Origin of the sequence: Sphingomonas sp. GlSt437, assembly GCF_048015635.2 — a bacterium.
Classification (GTDB): Bacteria; Pseudomonadota; Alphaproteobacteria; order Sphingomonadales; family Sphingomonadaceae; genus Sphingomonas.
On record NZ_JBPGYA010000001.1, the window covers coordinates 163,614 to 183,603 of the forward strand.

At 68.6% G+C, this 19,990-nt stretch carries 13 protein-coding genes; 4 read left to right on the forward strand and 9 right to left on the reverse strand.

The window, feature by feature from the left end; translation table 11 throughout:
• Positions 1 to 97: 97 nt before the first annotated feature.
• Genes ACLB0R_RS00830 through ACLB0R_RS00840 form a run of 3 tightly spaced genes read left to right on the forward strand, consistent with a single transcriptional unit; the run spans position 98 to position 3,044 of the window.
• A complete protein-coding gene (locus ACLB0R_RS00830) occupies positions 98 to 949 on the forward strand; it encodes an NAD(P)-dependent oxidoreductase (protein ID WP_416641305.1) in 852 nt (283 codons plus the stop codon).
• A 58-nt stretch (positions 950 to 1,007) separates the two neighbouring features.
• Entirely contained in the window at positions 1,008 to 2,255 is a 1,248-nt protein-coding gene (locus tag ACLB0R_RS00835; protein WP_416641306.1) for a Coenzyme F420 hydrogenase/dehydrogenase, beta subunit C-terminal domain, read from the forward strand.
• Positions 2,256 to 2,291: 36 nt separating this feature from the next.
• A complete protein-coding gene (locus ACLB0R_RS00840; RefSeq protein WP_416641307.1) occupies positions 2,292 to 3,044 on the forward strand; it encodes an SDR family NAD(P)-dependent oxidoreductase in 753 nt (250 codons plus the stop codon).
• Positions 3,045 to 3,057: 13 nt separating this feature from the next.
• Here the strand turns inward: ACLB0R_RS00840 and ACLB0R_RS00845 are convergent, their stop codons facing one another.
• A complete protein-coding gene (locus ACLB0R_RS00845) occupies positions 3,058 to 4,581 on the reverse strand; it encodes a PAS domain-containing sensor histidine kinase (protein WP_416641309.1) in 1,524 nt (507 codons plus the stop codon).
• 18 nt (positions 4,582 to 4,599) lie between these two features.
• A complete protein-coding gene (locus ACLB0R_RS00850) occupies positions 4,600 to 5,229 on the reverse strand; it encodes a response regulator transcription factor (RefSeq protein WP_416641311.1) in 630 nt (209 codons plus the stop codon).
• A gap of 109 nt (positions 5,230 to 5,338) precedes the next feature.
• Between ACLB0R_RS00850 and ACLB0R_RS00855 the strand changes: the two genes are divergently transcribed.
• Positions 5,339 to 6,835: a lipopolysaccharide biosynthesis protein gene (locus tag ACLB0R_RS00855; RefSeq protein ID WP_434953672.1), complete on the forward strand. Its 1,497-nt coding sequence runs from the start codon at positions 5,339 to 5,341 to the stop codon at positions 6,833 to 6,835.
• Here the strand turns inward: ACLB0R_RS00855 and ACLB0R_RS00860 are convergent, their stop codons facing one another.
• The 7 genes from ACLB0R_RS00860 to ACLB0R_RS00890 are packed head-to-tail and all read right to left on the reverse strand — an operon-like array spanning position 6,836 to position 19,989.
• Entirely contained in the window at positions 6,836 to 7,513 is a 678-nt protein-coding gene (locus ACLB0R_RS00860; RefSeq protein ID WP_416641315.1) for a 4'-phosphopantetheinyl transferase family protein, read from the reverse strand.
• A 5-nt stretch (positions 7,514 to 7,518) separates the two neighbouring features.
• Positions 7,519 to 11,478, reverse strand: coding sequence for a non-ribosomal peptide synthetase (locus tag ACLB0R_RS00865; RefSeq protein WP_416641317.1), 3,960 nt, complete (start codon positions 11,476 to 11,478; stop codon positions 7,519 to 7,521).
• Complete coding sequence (locus ACLB0R_RS00870) at positions 11,475 to 12,701, reverse strand: cytochrome P450 (RefSeq protein ID WP_416641319.1); 1,227 nt, start codon at positions 12,699 to 12,701, stop codon at positions 11,475 to 11,477. The genes ACLB0R_RS00865 and ACLB0R_RS00870 overlap by 4 nt, the downstream gene beginning before the upstream one ends.
• Entirely contained in the window at positions 12,701 to 14,476 is a 1,776-nt protein-coding gene (locus tag ACLB0R_RS00875; protein ID WP_416641320.1) for a non-ribosomal peptide synthetase, read from the reverse strand. The genes ACLB0R_RS00870 and ACLB0R_RS00875 overlap by 1 nt, the downstream gene beginning before the upstream one ends.
• 48 nt (positions 14,477 to 14,524) lie before the next feature.
• Positions 14,525 to 17,608 (reverse strand): efflux RND transporter permease subunit, encoded by a 3,084-nt coding sequence (locus ACLB0R_RS00880; protein WP_416641322.1) that lies wholly within the window; start codon positions 17,606 to 17,608, stop codon positions 14,525 to 14,527.
• Positions 17,609 to 17,614: 6 nt separating this feature from the next.
• Positions 17,615 to 18,592, reverse strand: coding sequence for a hypothetical protein (locus ACLB0R_RS00885; RefSeq protein ID WP_416641323.1), 978 nt, complete (start codon positions 18,590 to 18,592; stop codon positions 17,615 to 17,617).
• On the reverse strand, positions 18,589 to 19,989 hold the full coding sequence (locus tag ACLB0R_RS00890; protein WP_416641324.1) for a TolC family protein: 1,401 nt from the start codon (positions 19,987 to 19,989) through the stop codon (positions 18,589 to 18,591). The genes ACLB0R_RS00885 and ACLB0R_RS00890 overlap by 4 nt, the downstream gene beginning before the upstream one ends.
• Position 19,990: the final 1 nt, after the last annotated feature.

Genomic DNA, 19,990 nt, shown 5'->3' on the forward strand with positions numbered 1-19,990 from the left:
CCCCTCCTCCCCTTGGCGGCACCGCTGGAGACCATTGCCGATCACCCGGTTTTTCTAAGCCTCACCACACCCTATCTTCTCCCCGAAGGAGAATGAGATGACGAAGATCACGGTGCTTGGATTGGGCGCGATGGGGTCGCGCATGGCCGAACGGCTGATCGCCGGCGGGCATGACGTCACCGTCTGGAACCGCAGTGCCGGCGCGACGGAAGCTTTCCAAGGCCGCGCTACCATCGCCGGCACCCCCCGCGACGCCGCCAACGGCGCCGAGATCGTGCTCGCCATGGTGCGCGACGACGATGCCGCGCGCGCCGTGTGGCTGGGCGATGACGGCGCTTTCGCGGCTATGGCGGCCGGCGTCATCGCGATCGAAAGCTCGACCGTCACGCCTGCCCGGGCCGCTGATTTCCACGCGGCGGCCGCCGCCCGCGGGATCGAGGCGCTCGATGCCCCGGTGGCGGGCTCGCTGCCCCAGGCCGCTGCCGGCCAGCTGATCTTCCTCGTCGGCGGCGACGCGGCAACGCTCGACCGCGCCCGGCCCGCGCTCGATGCAATGGGCGGGGCGATCCACCATGTCGGCGCGGCAAGCGCCGGCAGCCGCATCAAGCTCGCCATCAACGCGCTGCTCGGCGTCCAGGTCGCCGCCGCCGCCGAGCTGATGGGCACGCTCGCCGCGCAAGGCATCGCGATGGACAAGGCCGCCGAAGTGATCGGCGCGGTGCCGGTCGCGAGCCTCGCGCTCAGAAGCTATCTGGCCGGCATGGCGGCGGGACTATTCGCCCCAATGTTCCCCGTCGCGATGATCGACAAGGATCTGGGCTATGCCGAGGCGATGGCCGCCGGCGCGCCGCTGCCCCTGACCATGGCGGCGCGCGCGGTCTATCAGCGCGCAGGGGCGGCGGGGCTGGCCGAGGAGAATATGAACGCCGTCGTTAAGCTCTACCGCTAGCGCATTGCCTGCGCTCGCGCCGCTGCCTAAGCCGTTGCAAGGCTGAAAGGAGTAGATGATGGTGGAGGGCAACGGGCAAGGCTGGACAGTGCCGAGCTTCGCCCCCGCCGCGCCGCGCCGCCTGTGCACCGATTGCGGCTTGTCGCGCACCGCGCTCGCCAAAAGCTGCGGCACGGCCTGCCAATTCATCCGGCCCGATTATGCCAGCCTTGAGGCGCGCATCCACGGCCGCGCCCGCGACGCCGACAAGGCCGACGAGCTGTTCTTCGGCCCCTATCGCCGAATGGCGCGCGTCGCGCTGCGCGAACCGCGCCCCGGCGCGCAATGGACCGGGATCACCACGCGTCTCGCCGAGCGGCTGCTCGAAACCGGCGCGGTCGATGCGGTGCTGACGATGGCGCCCGACCCCAGTGATCGCTGGAAGCCGATGCCGGTCATCATCACCGACCCGGCCGATATGGCCGAGGCGCGCGGCATGCGGATGGGCCACGCGCCCCTGCTCGTCCTCCTCGAACCCGCCCGCGCAGCGGGGCACCGGCGGATCGCGGTGATCGGCATTCCCTGCCAGGTTCATGCATTGCGCGCGATCGAGGCGGAGCTGGGCCTGGAGCGGCTCTACGTCATCGGCACGCCCTGCTCCGACAACACGACAACCGAGAATTTCCATAAATTTCTAAGTCTATTGAGCGACGATCCTGATACGATCACGTATCTCGAATTCCGCGCCGATTATCATGTCGAGCTGCGCTTTGCCGATGGCAGCCACAAGCTGATCCCTTTCCTCCACTTGCCGCTCGCCGATCTGCCGGGGGATTTCTTCCCGCTCACTTGCCGCACCTGCGTCGATTACACCAACGCGCTTGCCGATGTCACCGTCGGCTATATGGCCGGCGAGGGCGAGCAGTGGCTGATCGTCCGCAACGAGCGCGGCGAAGAATTGGTCGGCCTGCTGCAAGGCGAAATCGTCGAAAAGCCGCTGCGCAGCACTGGCAAGCGCGACGGCGCGGTGAAAGGCTTTCTGATCAATACCGAGCTTGCCGCCGGCGGCTTGCCGCTGCGCCGCATGCCCCGCCCGATCCGCGCGATCATGGCGCGGCTGATGCCGATCATCGGCCCCAAGGGCCTGGAATTCGCGCGCGCGCGGCTTGAGATGAAGGCGATCGAAACCGTGCTTCACTTGCGCCGCGCCGAGCCCAGAAAGCTCAAGTCCATGGTGCCCGATCATGTCTGGCGCCTCGTCGCGCGCTACGGGATTGCGCCCGGGCCCGGGGAACGCCCCTCGACAAGCGAGGATCGCGCCGCTTAAGGCCGCGCCGGAAAAGGCCAAAAAGAAGGGTTGACCATGCGAACGGCATTCATCACCGGCGCCACTGCCGGCATCGGCGCTGCAGCAGCGCGGGCATTTGTCGGCGCAGGCTGGCGCGTCGTCGCGACCGGGCGGCGCGCCGAACGGCTGGACGCGCTGGTCGGCGAACTGGGCGCCGCGAATTGCGCGACGATCAATGCGGACGTGCGCGACACCGCAGCGATGATCGCCGGCCTCGCTGCGCTTCCCGACGATTTCCGCGCCATCGATCTGCTGATCAACAATGCCGGCCTCGCGCTCGGCACTGGCCCCGCGCAGGCCGCCGATCCCGATCAGTGGCAAGTGATGATCGACACCAATGTCTCGGCGCTCGTTCGCCTCACCCGCGCGCTGCTGCCCGGGATCATCGAGCGCAAGGGCGCGATCATCAACCTCTCGTCGGTCGCCGCGACCTACCCTTATCCCGGCGGCAATGTGTATGGGGGAACAAAGGCTTTCGTCCGTCAATTCTCATTGGGCCTGAGGTCCGATTTGTCAGGCACCGGCGTGCGCGTCACGTCGATCGAGCCGGGCATGGTCGAAACCGAATTCACCGTGGTGCGCACCGGCGGCAATCAGGAAGCATCGGACAAGCTCTACGCCGGCGCCAACCCGATGATCGGCGATGACATCGCCAAAACAATGCTTTGGGTCGCCGAGCTACCGCCCCACCTCAACATCAACACGCTGGAACTGATGCCGGTCAACCAGTCGTTCGGCGGCTTCCTCGTCCATCGCGACGGCGCCTGACGCGGGTAGCGCGCTAGGCGACGGGAATCGTAAAGCTCACTTGCCCGCCGCCATGATCGGCGTTGCCGATGCACATCGCGCCGCCCCATTGTTCGATGATGTGGTGGCAGATCGCCAAGCCGACGCCCATGCTTTGGCCCTGTTTGGTCGAAACGAACATCGTGTCTGCCCGGCCCAGGATCGCGGCATCGAAGCCTGGCCCTCGATCCTCGACCTGGACGCGCACCTTGTCGCCGTCGCGCCGCGCGCTGATCTCGATCGCGGGCCGCGCAAGGCTCCCCATCGCTTCATAAGCGTTGCGCATCACGTTCACGAAAACCTGGAGCAGCTGGACACGATCGGCCGAGATTTGCGCGGCCGGCGGCTCGACATCGGCCTGCACCGCGACCCGGAACCGATCCTCGCCGATAAAGGTCAGCACGCGCGCTTCCTCGATCACGTTGGACAGGCTGAGCTTCTCGGCCAGCTTCGCCTCGGGCGACACGAACCCCCGCAAGCGGCGAATAATCTCACCCGCCAGCGCGATCTGTTGGCCAGCTTGCTCCAACAGCGGATCGAGCGTTTCGCGGGTCGCGCCCGATGCTGCCGAAAGGCGCGCTGCCGCCAGAAAATTCGCGCTCGCCGCCAGCGGCTGGTTGAGCTCGTGCGCCAGCCCCGCCGCCACCGCACCCATCGCGTTGAGCCGCGCGGTGCGCAGATAATGCGCGCGCAATTCCTCGGCGCGCTGCTCGGCCTCGATCCGCTCGCTGATGTCGCGGACGAACCCGGTGTACAGCGTCTCGCCATCGCACAGCACGTGGCCGACCGTCATCTCGACCGGGAACGCGCCGCCATCGGCGCGGCGTCCGGTTGCGGACAGCGTCTGCCCGAGCATGCACTCCAGGCTGGCGCCGCCAAAGGGCCGGGTCGGATCACCGCCCTTGGCAGCAGCGAACATCGGCACGAGCTGCTCGACGCTCAGGTCGATCAGGTCCTCGGTCGAGCGCTTGAAGATCGCTTCCGCCGCGCCATTGGCGGCTCGAACACAGCCCTGATCATCGACCATCAGCACCGCATCGGGCGCGGTGTCGATTACCGATCGCAATTGCGCCTCGCTGCGCGCCAGCGCGGCACGCTCGGCCTCGACGCGGGTGATGTCGAGCACCACGCCGAGCATCCGATCAAGCACCAACTCCTCGTCGAACCAGCACAAGGCGATGCCTTCGATCAGCCGCACCTCGCCATCGGGCCGGTGGAAGCGATAGCGATAGACCATGCGGTCGCGGCCGTGCTTGACCACCTCGGCAATGTCGTCGCGAATGCGCGCGGCATCCTGCGGATCGACGAACGCCGCCCAGCCTTCGAACGTCGCCATCGATCCGGCCGGCGCGCCAAAGCGCTCCTCGGCGCCGCGATCCCAGACCAGGCGATCGCCCTTCATATCCCAGTCGACGAAGCCGATCGCGTCGGCCGCAGCAAGCTTGTCGTTCAGCGGGAACGCCTCACCAAGCGCCGTCGCGAGCGGGTGCGTCCGGTCGCGAATGAACGGATTGGTCATGGGCGCTTGCCCTGACCTTTAGTCGGCAAGCGCCGGCGCATCGATCAGGCCGGCGGCATGGACCAGGTGGATCGCGGCCGGCAGCGACGGCGCGTTGAGCTTCGCCATCAGATTGGCGCGATGCACCTCCACCGTGCGCACGCTGAGCCCCATCTGCTCGGCCATGTCACGGTTCGACGCGCCATCGACGAGCAGCATCAGCACTTCGCGCTCGCGCGGCGAAAGCCCGCCGATCCGGGTGCGCGCCTGCTGCTTGCGAACCGTCGTCGCCTCGGTCTCACGCAGGCTTGCAAAGGCGCGGTCGACCGCGGCGAACAACGCCTGATGATCATAGGGCTTTTCCAGGAAATCGACCGCGCCGAGCCGCATTGCCTGCACCGCGAGCGGCACATCCCCCCTGCCCGTCACGACGATGGTCGGGAAACGATCGCGCTCGGCCTCGATCCGCTTGAGCAGCTGGAGCCCCGACAGGCCGGGCATGTGGAGATCGAGCAGCAAGACGCCCGCTTCGCGCTCGCCGATATCCGCGAGAAACGCTTCGGCCGACGCGAAGCCGGTCACGATCCGGTCGCCCCGCGTGCCGAGCAACGCCCGGAGCGAGACGCGCACCGCTTCCTCATCATCGACGATGTAGGCAAACTCGCTCATTTGCGGTACCTTGGACCAGAATGGAGCTATTGAGTGCCATGGGGCTCGCGATCTGTAAATAACGGCGCACCCAGGCCAAACCGCCTTCACCATTCGGCTACGGTCGCTGGTGTATAAGGCACCGATGAGCGCCGATCCGCACGACCCGCCCGAGATTCCCTGGGGCAGCCGCATCATGCGCGCGATCGCGTGGCGGTCGGGCAGCCAGGTCGTCGCGCAGCTGATCATGTGGATGGGGACATTCTTCGTCATCCGCATCCTCGATCCGCGCGATTACGGCCTTTACGCCATGACATCGAGCGTACTCGCTTTCCTCACGCTGCTGAACGGCCAGGAATTCGCCGCCTCGCTGGTGCAAGCGCCCACCGTGACACGCCACCAAATCCGCCAGACCTTCGGCCTGCTGATCGCGATGAACGGCGCGATGGCGGCGCTGCAAGTGGCGATCGCGCCGCTGGCAGCGGCCTATTATGGCCACCCGCAAGTCGCGACGATGCTGCGCGTGCAGGCGCTGCTTTACCTCTCTACGCCGCTAATCGCCGTGCCGAGCGCGCTGCTCAGCCGCGAGCTCAATTATCGCACGCAGGCGACAGTCAATCTGGGCTCAGCGCTGATCGGCGCGGGCGTGTCGCTGGGGCTGGCGCTGGGCGGCGCCGGGGTGTGGACGTTAGTCGCCGCACCAATTTGCGCGTTCTGGACACGCGCCATCGGGCTGACGATCGCGGCACGGATGCTGGTGCTGCCGAGCTTCGATTTTCGCGGCGCCGGCAGCGTGATCCGCTTCGGCGGGGCGATGCTGTTGAGTTCAGTCTTCTGGCTGTTCCAGACCCAGGCGGATGTGCTGATCGGCGGGCGGTTGGTGAGCGCGCATGCGCTGGGCCTCTATACCGAGGCGCTCTTCCTCACCCAGATCGTCACGGCCAAATTCGTGCCGCCGATCAACGACGTCACGTTCTCGGCCTATGCGCGGATGCAGCATGACCGGGCCACCACCGCGCGCGCGTTCGAGAAATCGGTGCGGCTGATCATGATGGTGGCCCTGCCTTTCTACGCCGGCCTCGCGGTGACCGCCGAACCCTTTGTGCTGGTGGTGTTGGGCGACAAATGGGGGGAGATGGTGCCGATCGTGCGGCTGCTCGCCTGCGTGATGCCGCTGGTGACACTGCAGATCCTGTTTCCGCCCGCCGCGACCGCGCTCGGCCAGCCGCGCGTGCAGGTGCTGGCGGCGATGCTCGGCGCGGTGCTGATGCCGGTCGCGTTCTGGATCGGTGCGCGCGCGGATGGCGGCATCGGCATGGCCTGGGCATGGGTCGTCACTTCTCCGCTGCTCGTGCTGTTCACGGCGTGGCTGGCGATCCCTGTCATCGGCACCAGCGCGAGTGCGTTGTGGCGCGCGTGCCGGCCAAGCCTGATCGCCGCGCTCGGCATGGCGGCAGGCGTGATGCTGCTTGATCGTGCAATCGGGGGGCTATTGCCGGCGCCCCGGCTTATCGCGCTCGTGGTCACAGGCGTGGCGCTTTACGGCGCGCTGACGCTGGCACTGGCGCGCGATGTGCTGCGCGAAGGCGCGGCGTTGATCGGCAAGCGGGTGCCGCGAGTGGCCTAGTTACGCGGCGACGCGCTGCTGCTCGAAGCTGCGATAGGTAACGGTCAGCGCCTCGCCATCATCGCGCGCGACGAGAGCGGCTGATACGTCGGGCGCGACCGATAGCGCGGTGATCGCCCACCCCTCGCCGCCACGCGTCAGCCGTGCATCGGCGCCATGGCTGACGGTGAAGGCATCAAGCGGATAGCTCAGCCCCTCACCCAGCGCTTTCACAAAGGCTTCCTTGCGCGCCCAAATATCGAAGAAGGCGCGCTCGGCCGCCGTATCGGGGAGCGCCGTGAGGGCCGCCACTTCCATTGGCGCGAACAGGCCGTGCGCGATATCGCGATGGTCGATGCCGGGCTTGTGCGTCTCGATGTCGAGGCCGACCTCGACATTGCTCACCGCAACCGCCCAATGCTCGCCGCTGTGCGTCGCGCTGAAGCAGAGCGCGCTTTCGACGAGCGCCGGCTTGCCGAACGCATTGACCCGGAAAGTCAACCGCTGCGGCGCGATGCCCACGGCTGCCCCCAGGACCTCGCGCAGCCGCGCACGGCGCACGATGAACCGCCGCCGGTCGCGGGCGAAATGGAAACGCCCGGCCCGCGCTTGTTCGGGCAGCGACAATATCGTCTTCAGCCGCTCCACCTCGGCCGCGGCGCAATCGAGCCGGCCCGCCCAGATATCGACCGCCGCCACGCCGCTCAGCTCTTCAGCGCGACGCGGATGTGCGCGGCCATCGCCTCGACATTGGGCGGCTCGAGCATCGTGCGGTGGCCGCCGGGGATCGTAAACGCCTGATAATCGCCGGTCACATGCTTGCGCCAATCCTCGGCGAAATCGAAGCCGTCGGGATGCTCGGCGGGTTCGAACACCAGCACATCGCCCGCATAATCGGGCGGCGAATAGCGCGACGCGGCCTTGTCGAGCTGCAGCCGCAGATCGAGATCGAGGATCGCCTCGCGCCCGCCGGCCAGCCCCGCCGCGTCGGACAAGCCGCGTAGCCGCTCGCGGAAATAGCGCCAGCGCTGGCCCTTGGGCTGGGCGAGCGACTGGGCGAGGTGGAAGCGCACCTTGGCGATGAAGCCGCCGACGCGCCCCTTCTTGCGCGCCCGTTCGGGGTGGAACGGGTGAGCGAGCATCAGCAGCGGCACATCCTCGCCCGCCGCACGCAATTGCCGCGCAACCTCGAACGCGAGAATGCCCGACGTGCACCAGCCGCCGAGCCGCCACGGCCCGCTCAGGCCATTGCGGCGCAGCGCGGCGATGACGAGCGCGGCGGCATCCTCCAGCTTCTTGGGACAGCCGCCCGCCTGTTCGAGCACATAATCGACCGAAAAGCCGAGGAACGGCTGGTTGAGGCCCAACCGCTCGGCCAGCGCCAGGAAGGTCGAGCCGCCATCGAGCCACAGGATCGGCGTCGCGCGGCCGCGCGGCTGGATCGGCGCGATCGCCGGCCGCTCGACCGGCGCGCCAGCGGCGATCAGCGCCGCCATATCGGCGAGCCTGGGCGCGCGGAACAGCGCCGCCATCGGCACGCGCAAGCCATAATCCGCCTCGATCCGCCGCAGCAGCCGCGCGACGAGCAGCGAATGGCCGCCGAGATCGAAGAAATCATCGTCGCGATAGACCGTTTCGACCTTCAGCACCGCGCGCCAGATCGCCGCCAGCCGCTCTTCGTCGGGCGTTGCGGGCGGCTCGGCATCGCGCGCGACCGGGCGGCCGGGCTCGGGCAGCGCGTTGCGATCGATCTTGCCGTTGGGCGTTTGCGGCAGCGCTTTCAGCACCGTGAAGCTCGCCGGGATCATGTAATCGGGCAGCGACTTGGCGAGGATGTCGCGCCACTCGGCGACATCGCCCTGCCCGACGACATAGGCGGCGAGCGCGCGCTCACCGCTCGCATCGGGCCACGCGCGCACGGTAGCGGCGCGGACGCCGGGCAACCGCGCCACCGCGCTTTCGACTTCCTCGATGGCGACGCGGAAGCCGCGGATCTTTTCCTCATGATCGGTGCGGCCGAAGCATTCGAGGCGGCCATCGGCCCGCCAGCGCGCGAGATCGCCGGTGCGATACAGCCGCTCGCCATGGTGCGAGACGAAGCGATCCGCGGTCAGCGCCGGCTGGCCGCGATAGCCGCGCGCCACGCCGCGCCCGCCGATCAGCAACTCGCCGACCTGGCCAATCGGGCGATCATTACCATCGGCGTCGTGGATGCGGACTTGCGTGTTGGCGATCGGCATGCCGATCGAAATCGGGCCCTCGGCGTCGGTGATACGCGCGTAGGTCGACCAGATCGTCGTCTCGGTCGGCCCGTACATGTTCCAGAGTTCGCCGACGCGCGGCAGCACTTCCTCGACCAGCGAGCGCGGCAGCGCTTCGCCGCCGCACAAGGCGCGCAGCTTGGGCGAGCCTTGCCAGCCCATCTCGATCAGCCCGCGCCACGTCGCCGGCGTCGCCTGCAGCACGTCGGGCTCGGCGGCGTCGATCAGATCGGCCAGCGCGCCCATGTCGACCGCCTGCTCGCGGTGCGCGAGGATGATGCGACCGCCGCTCACCAGCGGCAGCCACAGCTCCAGCCCGGCGATATCGAACGATAGCGTCGTGATCGCGAGCAGGCTTTCGCCCGCCTTGAACCCCGGTGCCGCCTGCATCGCCGCGAGCAGATTGACGAGCGCGGCATGCGGCACCTCGACGCCCTTGGGCCGCCCGGTCGAGCCCGAGGTGTAGAGCACATAAGCCAGCGCTTCGCCGTCAATCGCCGGGCGCTGATACGCCCGCGCCGGCCAGTCGCGGGCCAGCCGCAGCGTGCGCGCGGTGCCGATCGGCAGCGCGCCTTCGGTTTCGGGCTCGACCAGCACCAGCATAGGCTCGGCGCTCTCGGCAATCATCGCCAGCCGCGCCGGCGGGAAACCTGGGTCGAGCGGCAGATAGGCCGCGCCTGCGCGTGCGATGCCGAGCAGTGCCGCCACCATCCAGGGCGAGCGCTTGACGCACAGGCCTACCAGTGCGCCCTCGCCAACGCCTTCCTGCACCAGCCGCGCGGCGATGGCGTCGGCATGGGCATCAAGATCGGCATAAGTCCAGCGCGTGTCATCCTGCTCGATCGCGATTGCATCGGCATGGTCGCGCACTGCTGCGTCGATCCAGTCAACGATGCTGGCATGCGGCAGCGGCGCGTCGGTCGCATTCCAGCGCTCGACGATCGTCTCGCCTTCCTCATCGTCGAGCATCGGGATCCAGGCGAGCGGGATCGCGGGATCGGCCGCGACCGCTGCCAGCACGTGCGACCAATGGCCGATCATCCGTCGGATCGTCGCCGCATCGTACAGCTCGGTCGAATAGAGGAAGCGCCCGGCCATGCCCTCGGGCCGCTCGTCCAGCTCCAGATACAAGTCATATTTCGCCGCGCCAACGACGACGTCCATCTGCGTCAGGTCCCACCCCTGTGGGAAAGGATCGACCGGCGGCTCGATCGAGAAGAGCGTGTTGAACAGGGGATGCGTGCCGACGCCGCGCTTGATGCCAAGCTCGCGGACCAGCCGGTCGAACGGGATGTCGCTCGCGCCGAGCGCGCCGATCACGCTGTCCTTCACTTGCCCAAGATAATCGGCGAAGCGCACCTGCCCGTTCGGCGCAGTGCGGATCGCCATGGTGTTGAGGAAATAGCCCATCAGCGGCTGCAGCTCGGGCCGCCGCCGCGTGTCGGTCACCCCGCCGACGATGATGTCGGTGTCGCCAGTATAGCGGAACAGCATCGCCTTATAAGCAGCGAGCAGCACCATGTAGAGGGTCGCGCCATGGGTGCGGGCGACGTGCTTCAAGCGCTCGACCAAGGGCTCGGGCAGCGTGAAGACTTCCATCGAGCCGGCATGCGTCGGCAGCGCGGGCCTCGGCCGATCGCCGGGGATTTCGAGGCGCGGCAACTCGCCCGCCAGCTTCTCCCGCCAGAAATCGAGCTGGCGGGTGAAATCGCGCGCGGCGTTGTCGTCGTGCTGCCACACCGCGTAGTCGGCGTAATCGAGCGCCGGCTCGGGCAGCGGCGACGGAAGCCCCGCCTCATAAGCCGCGACCAAAGCCGCCAGCTCGGGCACCAGCGTGCGATAGATCGAGACGCCGTCGAAAATAATGTGGTGCAGCGTCAGGTAGAGGCGATGCTCCTCTTCCGCCATTTTGATGACACGCGCGCGGAACAGCGGCGCCTGGTCGAACGGAATCGCGGTGCGCGCATCCTCGGACGCCAGCCGCACGGCTTCGGCGTCGCGCGCCTCGACCGGCAGATCGGTCAGATCGACAATGGCGAGCGGCACATGGCGCGCCTCGGCGACCACTTGCCGCACCTCGCCGTCAATCTCGACGAACGCGGTGCGCCAGATCGCGTGGCGGCGGACCACTTCGCTCAGCGCGCGCTCCATCGCGCTGTGGTCGTACGCGCCGTGGCGGTGGATGGTGATCGACTCGTTGTAGAGCGGCATTTCCGGCGCCATCTGCTGATGGAGCCAGAGCTGGTTCTGCTCGGCAGTGAGCGGGATTTTGCGCTTCGGGTCGCGCCGGCCGATCGGCTCGGGCGTGGCAACCGTCGCTGCCCTGCCTGCCTCGCCACTCAGCAAGCGCGCCATCAGCGCGCGCCGGGCGGCCTCGGCATCGAGATTGACCGGCAGGTTCATGCGAAGCTCACCGGCAGCGCGGTCAAGCCGCGCAGGCCTAGATTATCGCGCCACACCAGCTTCTCGCTCGCCAGCGCGAGGCCCGGCAGCCGATCGAGCAGCGCGCGGAACGCAATCCGCCCCTCCATCCGCGCCAACGGCGCCCCGAAGCAGAAATGCGCTGCCCAGCCGAACGCCAGATGACGGTTATCGGCGCGATCGAAATCGAGCGCATCGGGATCGGCGAAGCGGCGCGGATCGCGATTAGCCGCCGCCATTACCGCCATCACCGCCGCGCCTTTAGGGATGACATGGCCGCCCATCACCGTATCGGTGTGGCAGATGCGACCCGTGTGCTGCGACGGCGTTTCGTAGCGCAGCAATTCCTCGACTGCCGAACCCATCACCTCGGGTCGCGCCTTCAGCTCGGCCATCTTCGCGGGCTGGCGCAACAGCGTGAGCAAGCCGTTGCCGATCAAATTGGTCGTCGTCTCCTGGCCGCCAACCATGGTGACGATGATATTGGCGATCACCTCGTCCTCGGAAAGGCGAGCACCATCGACTTCGGCTTCGACCAGCGCCTTCACCAACCCATCAGCAAGCGGCCGTGTTTCCTGCCGAATCGCACTGCGGAAATAGGCGGTCATGTCGGCCAGGCTCTTCACCACCCGCGCGACGCCGCCGGGGTTGTGCTGGAAATTGCCAAGCATCTGCGCGAAATCGGCGGACCAGGCCTTCAGCTGCTGATGATCGGCGCGCGGCATGCCGAGCAGATGCGCGGTCACGATCGCCGGCAAGGGCTCGGCGAAATCGCGGATGACGTCCATCGCGCCGGCCGGGCGCACCCGATCGATCAGTTCGTCAGCAATCGCGGCAATCTCGTCCTCCAGCACCTCGACCCGGCGCGAGGTGAACGCCGCCGAGCATAATTTGCGCAGATGCGTATGCGCTGGTGCGTCGAGGAACAGCATCTGCTTGACCATCACTGCCGCCAGCGGCTCGATCTCGCCCAGCCCCAGCGCGCGCATGAACTCCGGCGACGGCGTGCGATCGGCGGAAAAATCCTTCAGCACGCGCAGCACATCGTCGTAGCGCGTCACCACCCAGCAATGGAGATACGGATCCCACACCACCGGCGCTTCCTCGCGCAGACGGCCGTACAGCAGATAGGGGTCAGCGAGCACCGCCGGATCGAGCAGGCGGTACAGGCTGAGCGACGGATCGACCGCGGGCAGCGACGCCATCAGCCCGCCGCCAGCCGCCGGACATCCTCGTCCGACATCGCCTCGATGCGGGCAATGACCAGCGCCTCGATCCGCGCCGCGAGCGCCGCCACGGTGCGGCCCTCGAACAAGTCGAACAGGCTGAGCTCGACGCCGAACGCATCGCGGGCGCGAATGATCACCTGGGTGCCGAGCAGCGAGTGGCCGCCCAACAGGAAGAAATCATCCTCCACGCCGAAATCGCGGCGGCCGATCACTTCGGCGACGATATCGAACAAGCGCTGCTCGGTGGGAGTCGACGCGGCGCCCCCCCTGGCGACCTCGCCAAGCGGGCAGGTCGCGGGATCGGGCAGCGCTTTCACATCGACCTTGCCATTCGGCGTCAGCGGCAACGCGTCGAGCGCAGCAAAGCGCGCGGGGATCATGTAATCGGGCAGCATTTCGGCAAGTGCGGCACGGAGACCAGTCGGCGTTACGCCGGGGCGCGCGGGGACGACATAAGCGATCAACTCGCCCTCGCCTGCCACCACCACCGATTGCGCAACATCCTCGACCAGATGCAGCGCCGCGGCGACTTCGGCGGGCTCGACGCGATGGCCGCGGATCTTGACCTGGCGATCGACCCGACCAAGGAAAGCAAGCTCGCCCGCCGCCGTCCAATGCGCTAGATCGCCGGTGCGATAGAGCCGGCCATGCTCGGGATGCTCGATGAAGCGCAGCGCGGTGGCGTGGGCATCGTCGCGATAGCCGCGCCCGACTTGCGCGCCGCCGATCCAGATTTCGCCCGCCGCACCCGGCGCGACCGGCTCGCCGGCCGGATCGAGCAGATGGATGTGTGTGCCCGCAATCGGCTGGCCGATCGATGGCAGGCCCTCACCCTCCGACGACACCACGCCTGAGGTGGCGACAACGGTGCATTCGGTCGGGCCGTAATTGTTGACGAAGCGGAACGGCAGATCGGCACGCGGGCGGCGCGTCAGCTTGTCGGCACCGGTCAGCAGCACGCGCAGCGCCGTCGTCGCCGGCCAAGCCATGTCGACCAGCGGCTCGGCGAGGGCGGTCGGCGCGAAAGCGATGTCGATGCGCTCGCGCACCAGCCACGCCTGCAGCGCCGCTGCCTCCAGCCGCGTCGCCTCATCGGCCAGCACCAGCATGCCGCCCGCAGCCAGCGCGGGCCAGACTTCCCAGGCAGCCGCATCGAAGCCAAGCCCGGCGAGATGGCTCATCCGCGTGCCGGGGCCGACATCGAAAGCGTCGTCATGCCAGTCGGTAAGCGCGGCGAGATTACCATGGGTGATTTCGACGGCCTTGGGGTCGCCGGTCGAGCCCGAGGTGAAGATGACATAAGCAAGATCGTCGGCCGAAACCGGCGCGGGATCGGCGGGTTCGAGGCCCACCCCGGCATCGGGCGCGACCACGGGTGCCACGTTAACGAAGCTCGCCGCCATTGCCCGATCGCACACCACCGCCACCGCGCCGACGCGCGCCAACATCGCTTCCAGCCGCGCCGCCGGCCAGGCCGGATCGAGCGGCAGATAAGCCGCCCCCGCCAGCCAGCTCGCATACAGCGCGATGACTTGCGCCGCCGAGCGCGGCAGGCACACCGCGACCACCGGATCGGCGCCGCGCACATGCGGTTTCAGCGCCGATGCCAGCCGCGCCGCGCCATCATGCAGGTCGGCATGCGTCAGGATCATGCTGCCTTCGCTCAGCGCGGGCTGTCCGCCAAAACGATCGGCATTGCTCAGCAGGCGTGCAGGAACGGGCGGGGAAAAGTCGGTCGCGGGGTTGGACATGAGGCCTCCGTTAGCCCCACCGAGTACCTGATTTTCGTGATTTAATGCTTAATGCAAAGCCGTTTGGCCAGCACGCGGCCAGCGATAGGCGAGCACCAGCGTCGGCAGCAGCAGCAGGCTGGTCAGCGTCGAGGTGATCAGGCCACCCAGAATGACCGCCGCCATCGGCCCCTGGATTTCGCGCCCCGCTTGCCCCGCTTCGAACGCCAGCGGCGCGAGGCCAAGCCCGGCAACCAGCGCGGTCATCAGGATCGGCGTCAGCCGCTCGCGCGCGGCTCGGCGCACCGTGGCTGCATCGGGGGCTGCGCCTTCCTCCTCGACCAGGTGATCGACATGCGCGACGAGCAGGATGGCGTTGCGCGCGGCGATGCCGAACAATGTCACGAACCCGACCAGCGCGCCCAGCGACAGCACGCCGCCCGTCAGCGCCACCGCGACGACACCGCCCGCGACCGCAAAGGGCGCGGTCGCCAGGATCAGCATCGCCGCCCGCCCGCCGCCAAACGCCAGCACCAGCAGCGCGACGATGGCGATTGCCGCAACCGCGACATTGCGCGTGATCTGCGCCGTCGCCGCTTGCTGCGCCTCCGCCGCGCCGGTGAATTGCAACGACACGCCCGGCGGCAGCTTCACGTCGCGCGCGAGTTGCGCTTGTGCCGCGCGGACGAAGCCCGAGACATCGCTCCCGGTCGGATTGGCGGTCACCACCTGGCGGCGCTGCCCGGCTTCGTGCGTGATCGATCCACGCCCCGAACCGATCGCGATCGTGGCGATCTCGGCGAGCGGCACCGCCGAGCCATCCGCGCCGCGCACCAATATGGCGCCGACCGCTTCGGGCTCGCGGCGATCATTGTCGTCGAGCGTGATCGCGACATCGGTCACTCGGCTCGCCTCGGCGATCTGGGTGACTTGCCGACCCTGGAATGCCGCTTCGATCGCATCATACGCGTCGCTGCCGGTAACGCCGTGCAGCGCCAGCCGGTTGGGATCGAGCGCGACGGTCAGCGTCGGCGCGCCGGGCTCGGACTTGACTTGGATGTCGGCGGCGCCGGGCACTTTGCCCAAGGCCGCGGCGACCTGCGCGGCAGTCGTGTCGAGCATATCGAGATCGGGCCCGAAGATGTTGACCGCGACCTTGGCGTTTTCGCCCGACAGCGATTCGGAAATGCGATCGCCGAGGAACGTCACCACCTCGCCATGCACCATCGGATAGCGGCTCAATATGTCGCGAATGCCCTTTTCGGCGCGGTCGTTCTCGGCAGCGCCCACCGGCTTCAGCCGGACATGGATTTCGCTGCGGCTGCTCGGCCAGGTGTCCTCGCCGGCCTCGGCGCGACCGATCTGCTGCTCGGCAGTGGCGACGTCGGGCAGCGCCAAGATGTCGCGTGACAGCCGCGCGCCCATGTCGCGCATCCACGGCAGCGAGGCGCCGACCGGGCCGTTGATCTGGACGACATAATGGCCTTCGCGGAACGACGGCAGCAGCTCGCCGCCGAAGCTCAGCATCGTCAGCGCGGTAATGGCAGCGGCAGCGGCAGTCGCGATGATCACGTCGCGCGGCCGGCCGATCAGCCGATCGAGCAGATGCGCATGGCCGGCTTTCATCCGCTCGACAAAACCAGGTTCTTGCTCGACCGAAACGCGCCCGAGCAGCAGCAGCGACAAGGCGGGCGCCACGGTCATCGCGACGAGCAGCGACGCCAGCACCGCGAGCAGGAACGAGGCGGCGAGCGGCCGGAAGAACGAGCCCTGCAGCCCGGACAGGAACAGGATCGGCGCGACCGTCGCCGCCAGCACATAAGTCGCATAAACGACCGGCGCGCGCACCTCGACTGAGGCGGCCTGGATCACCAGGCGGCGATCCGCCGCCGCCGGCGCCAGCCGCAGCCGGCGGACGATATTCTCGACATCGACGATCGCGTCGTCGATCACCACGCCGAGCGCCACCGCCAAGCCGCCCAGCGTCATCGTGTTGACCGTCTGGCCCGACTGATCGAGCACGATCAGCGCCGCGAGCAGCGACAGCGGGATCGAGGTGAACACGATCAGCGCGACGCGCCAATCGCGCAGGAATAACACCAGCACGATCGCGATCAGCACCGCGCCGATCAGCAAATCCTTTTCGATCCCGGTCAACGCCGTTTCGATGAACGTCGCGGGCCGGTGGAGATTGGGATAAAGCGTAACGCCCGCCGCCTGGATCGCCGGCTTGAGCTGGTCGAGCGCGGCTTCCACCCGGCGCGTCGTGTCGAGCGTGTTGGCGCCATATTGGCTCGACAGCGAGATGAGCACGCCCGGCTGGCCCATGATGATCGCATCGCCAAATTTGGGCGCGGCCACCGCGCGCACATCGGCGACATCGCTGATCCGCGCCGACACGCCATTGCCGAGCGGGATCGGCGCCGAGGCAATCACCTCGGGCGTCGGACTGCCGCCCGATGGCTCGACCACCAGCCGCTGATTGGCGGTTTCGGCATAGCCGCCGCCGCGCGGATCGGTGACCGCGCGGATCGCAGTTTCGAGATCAGTAAAGGTCACCCCGCGCGCCACCAGCGCGCCGGGCCGCACCTGAATTTCGATGCGCCGCTCGCCGCCGCCATAAAGGCTCGCCCGCGCGACGCCGGGTGTCGCGAGCAGGCGCGGGCGGATCGTCCATTGCGCCAGATCGCGCAGCGCGATCGGGTCCTTGCCGCCGACGAGGCCGATCTTGAGCAGGTCCATCGTCGAGGAGGTGAGCGGGCTCAGCTGCGGCGGCTGGACGCCCTTGGGCAGCTGGGTCGTGACTTCGCTCACCGCCTCGGCGACGATCTGGCGCGCGCGGTACGGATCGCTGCCGTCGTGGAAGGTCACATCGATGACCGACAGGCCCTGGATCGATTCCGACCGCACGCTGGCGACGCCATTGGCGCCGTTGATCACATTCTCGAGCGGTCGGGTGACCAGCGCCTCGACCTGATCGGGCGACATGCCCGGCGCCTCGGTCTGCAGCGTCGCTTGCGCCGGCACGAAATCGGGAAACACGTCATATTTCGCTGCGCCCAGCGTCGCGATGCCATAGGCCAGCAGCAGCAGCGCCGAAAGCAGCACCAGGCGCGGATGCGCCAGGCTGGTGCGGACGATCCAGCTCAACACCGCGCGTTAGCCGCCGCCCTGGCTGAGCTCGCCGGCGCGGTCGAGCGCGAGCAGCGCGCCCGCGCCAGCCACGACGACGCGATCGCCCGGCGCGAGGCCGCTCGACACCAGCCAGCCGCCGCTTGCCGGCTGGCCGTCATCGATCGACACGCGCTCAAACTTGCCGTCGCTGGTCGCGCGATAGACCCATTGGCCGCCATGCCAGCGCACCACCGCTTCGGTCGGCACGAAGACCGCCGCTTGGGTCGTGCCCGTCTGCGCGATGACATCGACGGTGCGGCCGGTGTTGAGCTGGCGCGCCTCGGCCCCGCGCACTAGCCCGAGCATGCCGGCGCTCTGCAGCTTGGGATCGGCCTGGGCGGCGCGGCCAAGCAGCCGGATCGCCCCGCCGCTCGCCAGCCGCACGCCGCCGACGCCTTCCGCCGCGATATCCACCCGGACCAGGACCGCCGCGCCACGCGCAATCTCCGCGAGCAATGCCCGGCGCGCGCCATCGCCCATCGCGCCGAGGCCGGGGCCGAATTCGAGCGCGACACGCTGTTCGGCAAAGCGCGCCTTCGCGGCATCCGCCACCGCCTGCGCGCGCGCTGCCTCCAGCGCCTGGCGCGACGCGCTCTGATCGGCCGCCGCAAGCACGCCGAGCCGCTTGGCTTCCGCTGCCGAGGCCTGCGCGGCGGCGCGCGCGGTCGCGATATCGGCTTCGATCGAGGCGAGCGGGCTGGTGTCGATGCCACGGGCGAAGCCGTGGGTGATCGTCGCCATCGTCGTGCCACCCAGCGGCGCGGTGCGGAGACCAATGCGCTTGGCCAGCGCGCCGTCCACCGCCAGCTTGCCGGGGTCGCTGGATTTGTCGGCGGGTGCGGCCGCTTCGGCAGGCTTGTCCTCGGCGTCCGCGCTCTTGCCGACGCCATGGGCAGCGAACACCAACGCCGCCGTCAGCCCCGCGCCCAGCGCTCCCCAACCGATCGCGTCGCGCGCGCTCATGGCTTGTCCCCTTCTCCTCGCGCCTTGATCGCGGTTTCCGGCCCCGTCAACGGCCGCCGCGCGGCATCTTCGAGCGCGGCATCGGCAGCGTGGACCCTCGTCAGCGCATCGAGCGCGGCGAGCTCGGCCTCGATGGCGCCGGCCTGCGCGGCCGACCAGTCGACGCGATCGATCGCGCCGGCGCCAATCGCGCGATCCGCCTGCGCCGCCAGCCGCCGCGCGACCGGCACTTCGCGCGCGCGGACATCGGCGAGCGCCGCGCGCGACGCGCGCGCCTCGACCAAAGCCGCCTCGACCGCGCTCGCGGCACCCGCAACGACCGCTTCCAGCTTCGTCCCCGCTTCGGCGCGTTTGGCTTCTGCCGCGCGGATATTGCGCCGGTTGAGGTCAAATGGCGGCAACACGAGCCCGAGCGCGAACGGCACCTTCACCAGCCCGCGCTCCCAGGTATAGCCCGGCGAGATGGTGAAGGCGGGATATTGCTTGGCAATTTCGCCGCGCAGATCGGCCTCGGCGGTCTGGTAATCGACCACCGCCTTCAGCACGTCGGCGCGCGACAGGATCGCGGCGCGGCGCGTTTCGGCATCGACCAGCGGCGCGGTCTCCGCCGGCAGGTCGAAATCATCCCACACCGGATCGATGCCCTTCAGCGCCGACGCCGGCACGCCGACCGCCGCAGCCAGCGCGGCATCGGCGGCGCGGATGCTGGCGGCGGCATCCTGCTGGCGGCGGCGGACATTCGCCCCGTCCGCCCGCACGCGCTCGACATCGCCGCGCGCGATTTCGCCGGCAGCCAGGCGGCGCTCGGCCGCCGCGAGCTGGCGGTCGCGATACTCGGCAAGCCTGTCGAGCAACACCCGCTGCCGATCGGCGATCAACCGTTGCGCCAGCGCCTTGCGGATCGCGCTGCGGGTCTGCCAAATCGCTTCGGCGAGATCGTAGCGCGCGCTCAGCACCGCGAGATCGGCTGTCGCCAGCCGCGCCGCGCGCCGGCCGCCGGTATCGAGCGGGATATCGATCGCGCCGCCGATCAGCCACGGCGAGCTCGCCGTCACGTCATGCGCATATTCGGCGGTCAGCGTCAGCGTCGGCGAATTGCCGGTGCGCGCGGCGCGGCCATTGGCGATGGCGGTCGCCACCGCAGCGCGCGCAGCGATCACGTCAGGATTGTACCGCTCCATCGCGACGAAATAATCGAGCCGATCCCAGCCCTTTGCCGGGCGCGGCGCGATCGCCGCCGCCGCCGCGCGCACCGCCGCCAGATCGACCGTCTGGTCATCATGCCCGGCGAGCAACGTGCCCGGCGGCCGCGCCACCGGATGATAAGCGACGCAGCTCGTCAGCAGTCCGGCAATACCCGCCCCGATCAGGAGCTTGCGGATTGGTCGTCCCCTCAAG

Bases quoted from the DNA above. Each gene is read 5' to 3' on its own strand.
- ACLB0R_RS00870 (WP_416641319.1), bottom strand. From the start codon at position 12,701: ATGGCGTCGCTGCCCGCGGTCGATCCGTCGCTCAGCCTGTACCGCCTG.
- ACLB0R_RS00830 (WP_416641305.1), top strand. From the start codon at position 98: ATGACGAAGATCACGGTGCTTGGATTGGGCGCGATGGGGTCGCGCATG.
- ACLB0R_RS00885 (WP_416641323.1), bottom strand. From the start codon at position 18,592: ATGAGCGCGCGCGACGCGATCGGTTGGGGAGCGCTGGGCGCGGGGCTG.
- ACLB0R_RS00850 (WP_416641311.1), bottom strand. From the start codon at position 5,229: ATGAGCGAGTTTGCCTACATCGTCGATGATGAGGAAGCGGTGCGCGTC.
- ACLB0R_RS00875 (WP_416641320.1), bottom strand. From the start codon at position 14,476: ATGTCCAACCCCGCGACCGACTTTTCCCCGCCCGTTCCTGCACGCCTG.
- ACLB0R_RS00840 (WP_416641307.1), top strand. From the start codon at position 2,292: ATGCGAACGGCATTCATCACCGGCGCCACTGCCGGCATCGGCGCTGCA.
- ACLB0R_RS00865 (WP_416641317.1), bottom strand. From the start codon at position 11,478: ATGAACCTGCCGGTCAATCTCGATGCCGAGGCCGCCCGGCGCGCGCTG.
- ACLB0R_RS00845 (WP_416641309.1), bottom strand. From the start codon at position 4,581: ATGACCAATCCGTTCATTCGCGACCGGACGCACCCGCTCGCGACGGCG.
- ACLB0R_RS00835 (WP_416641306.1), top strand. From the start codon at position 1,008: ATGGTGGAGGGCAACGGGCAAGGCTGGACAGTGCCGAGCTTCGCCCCC.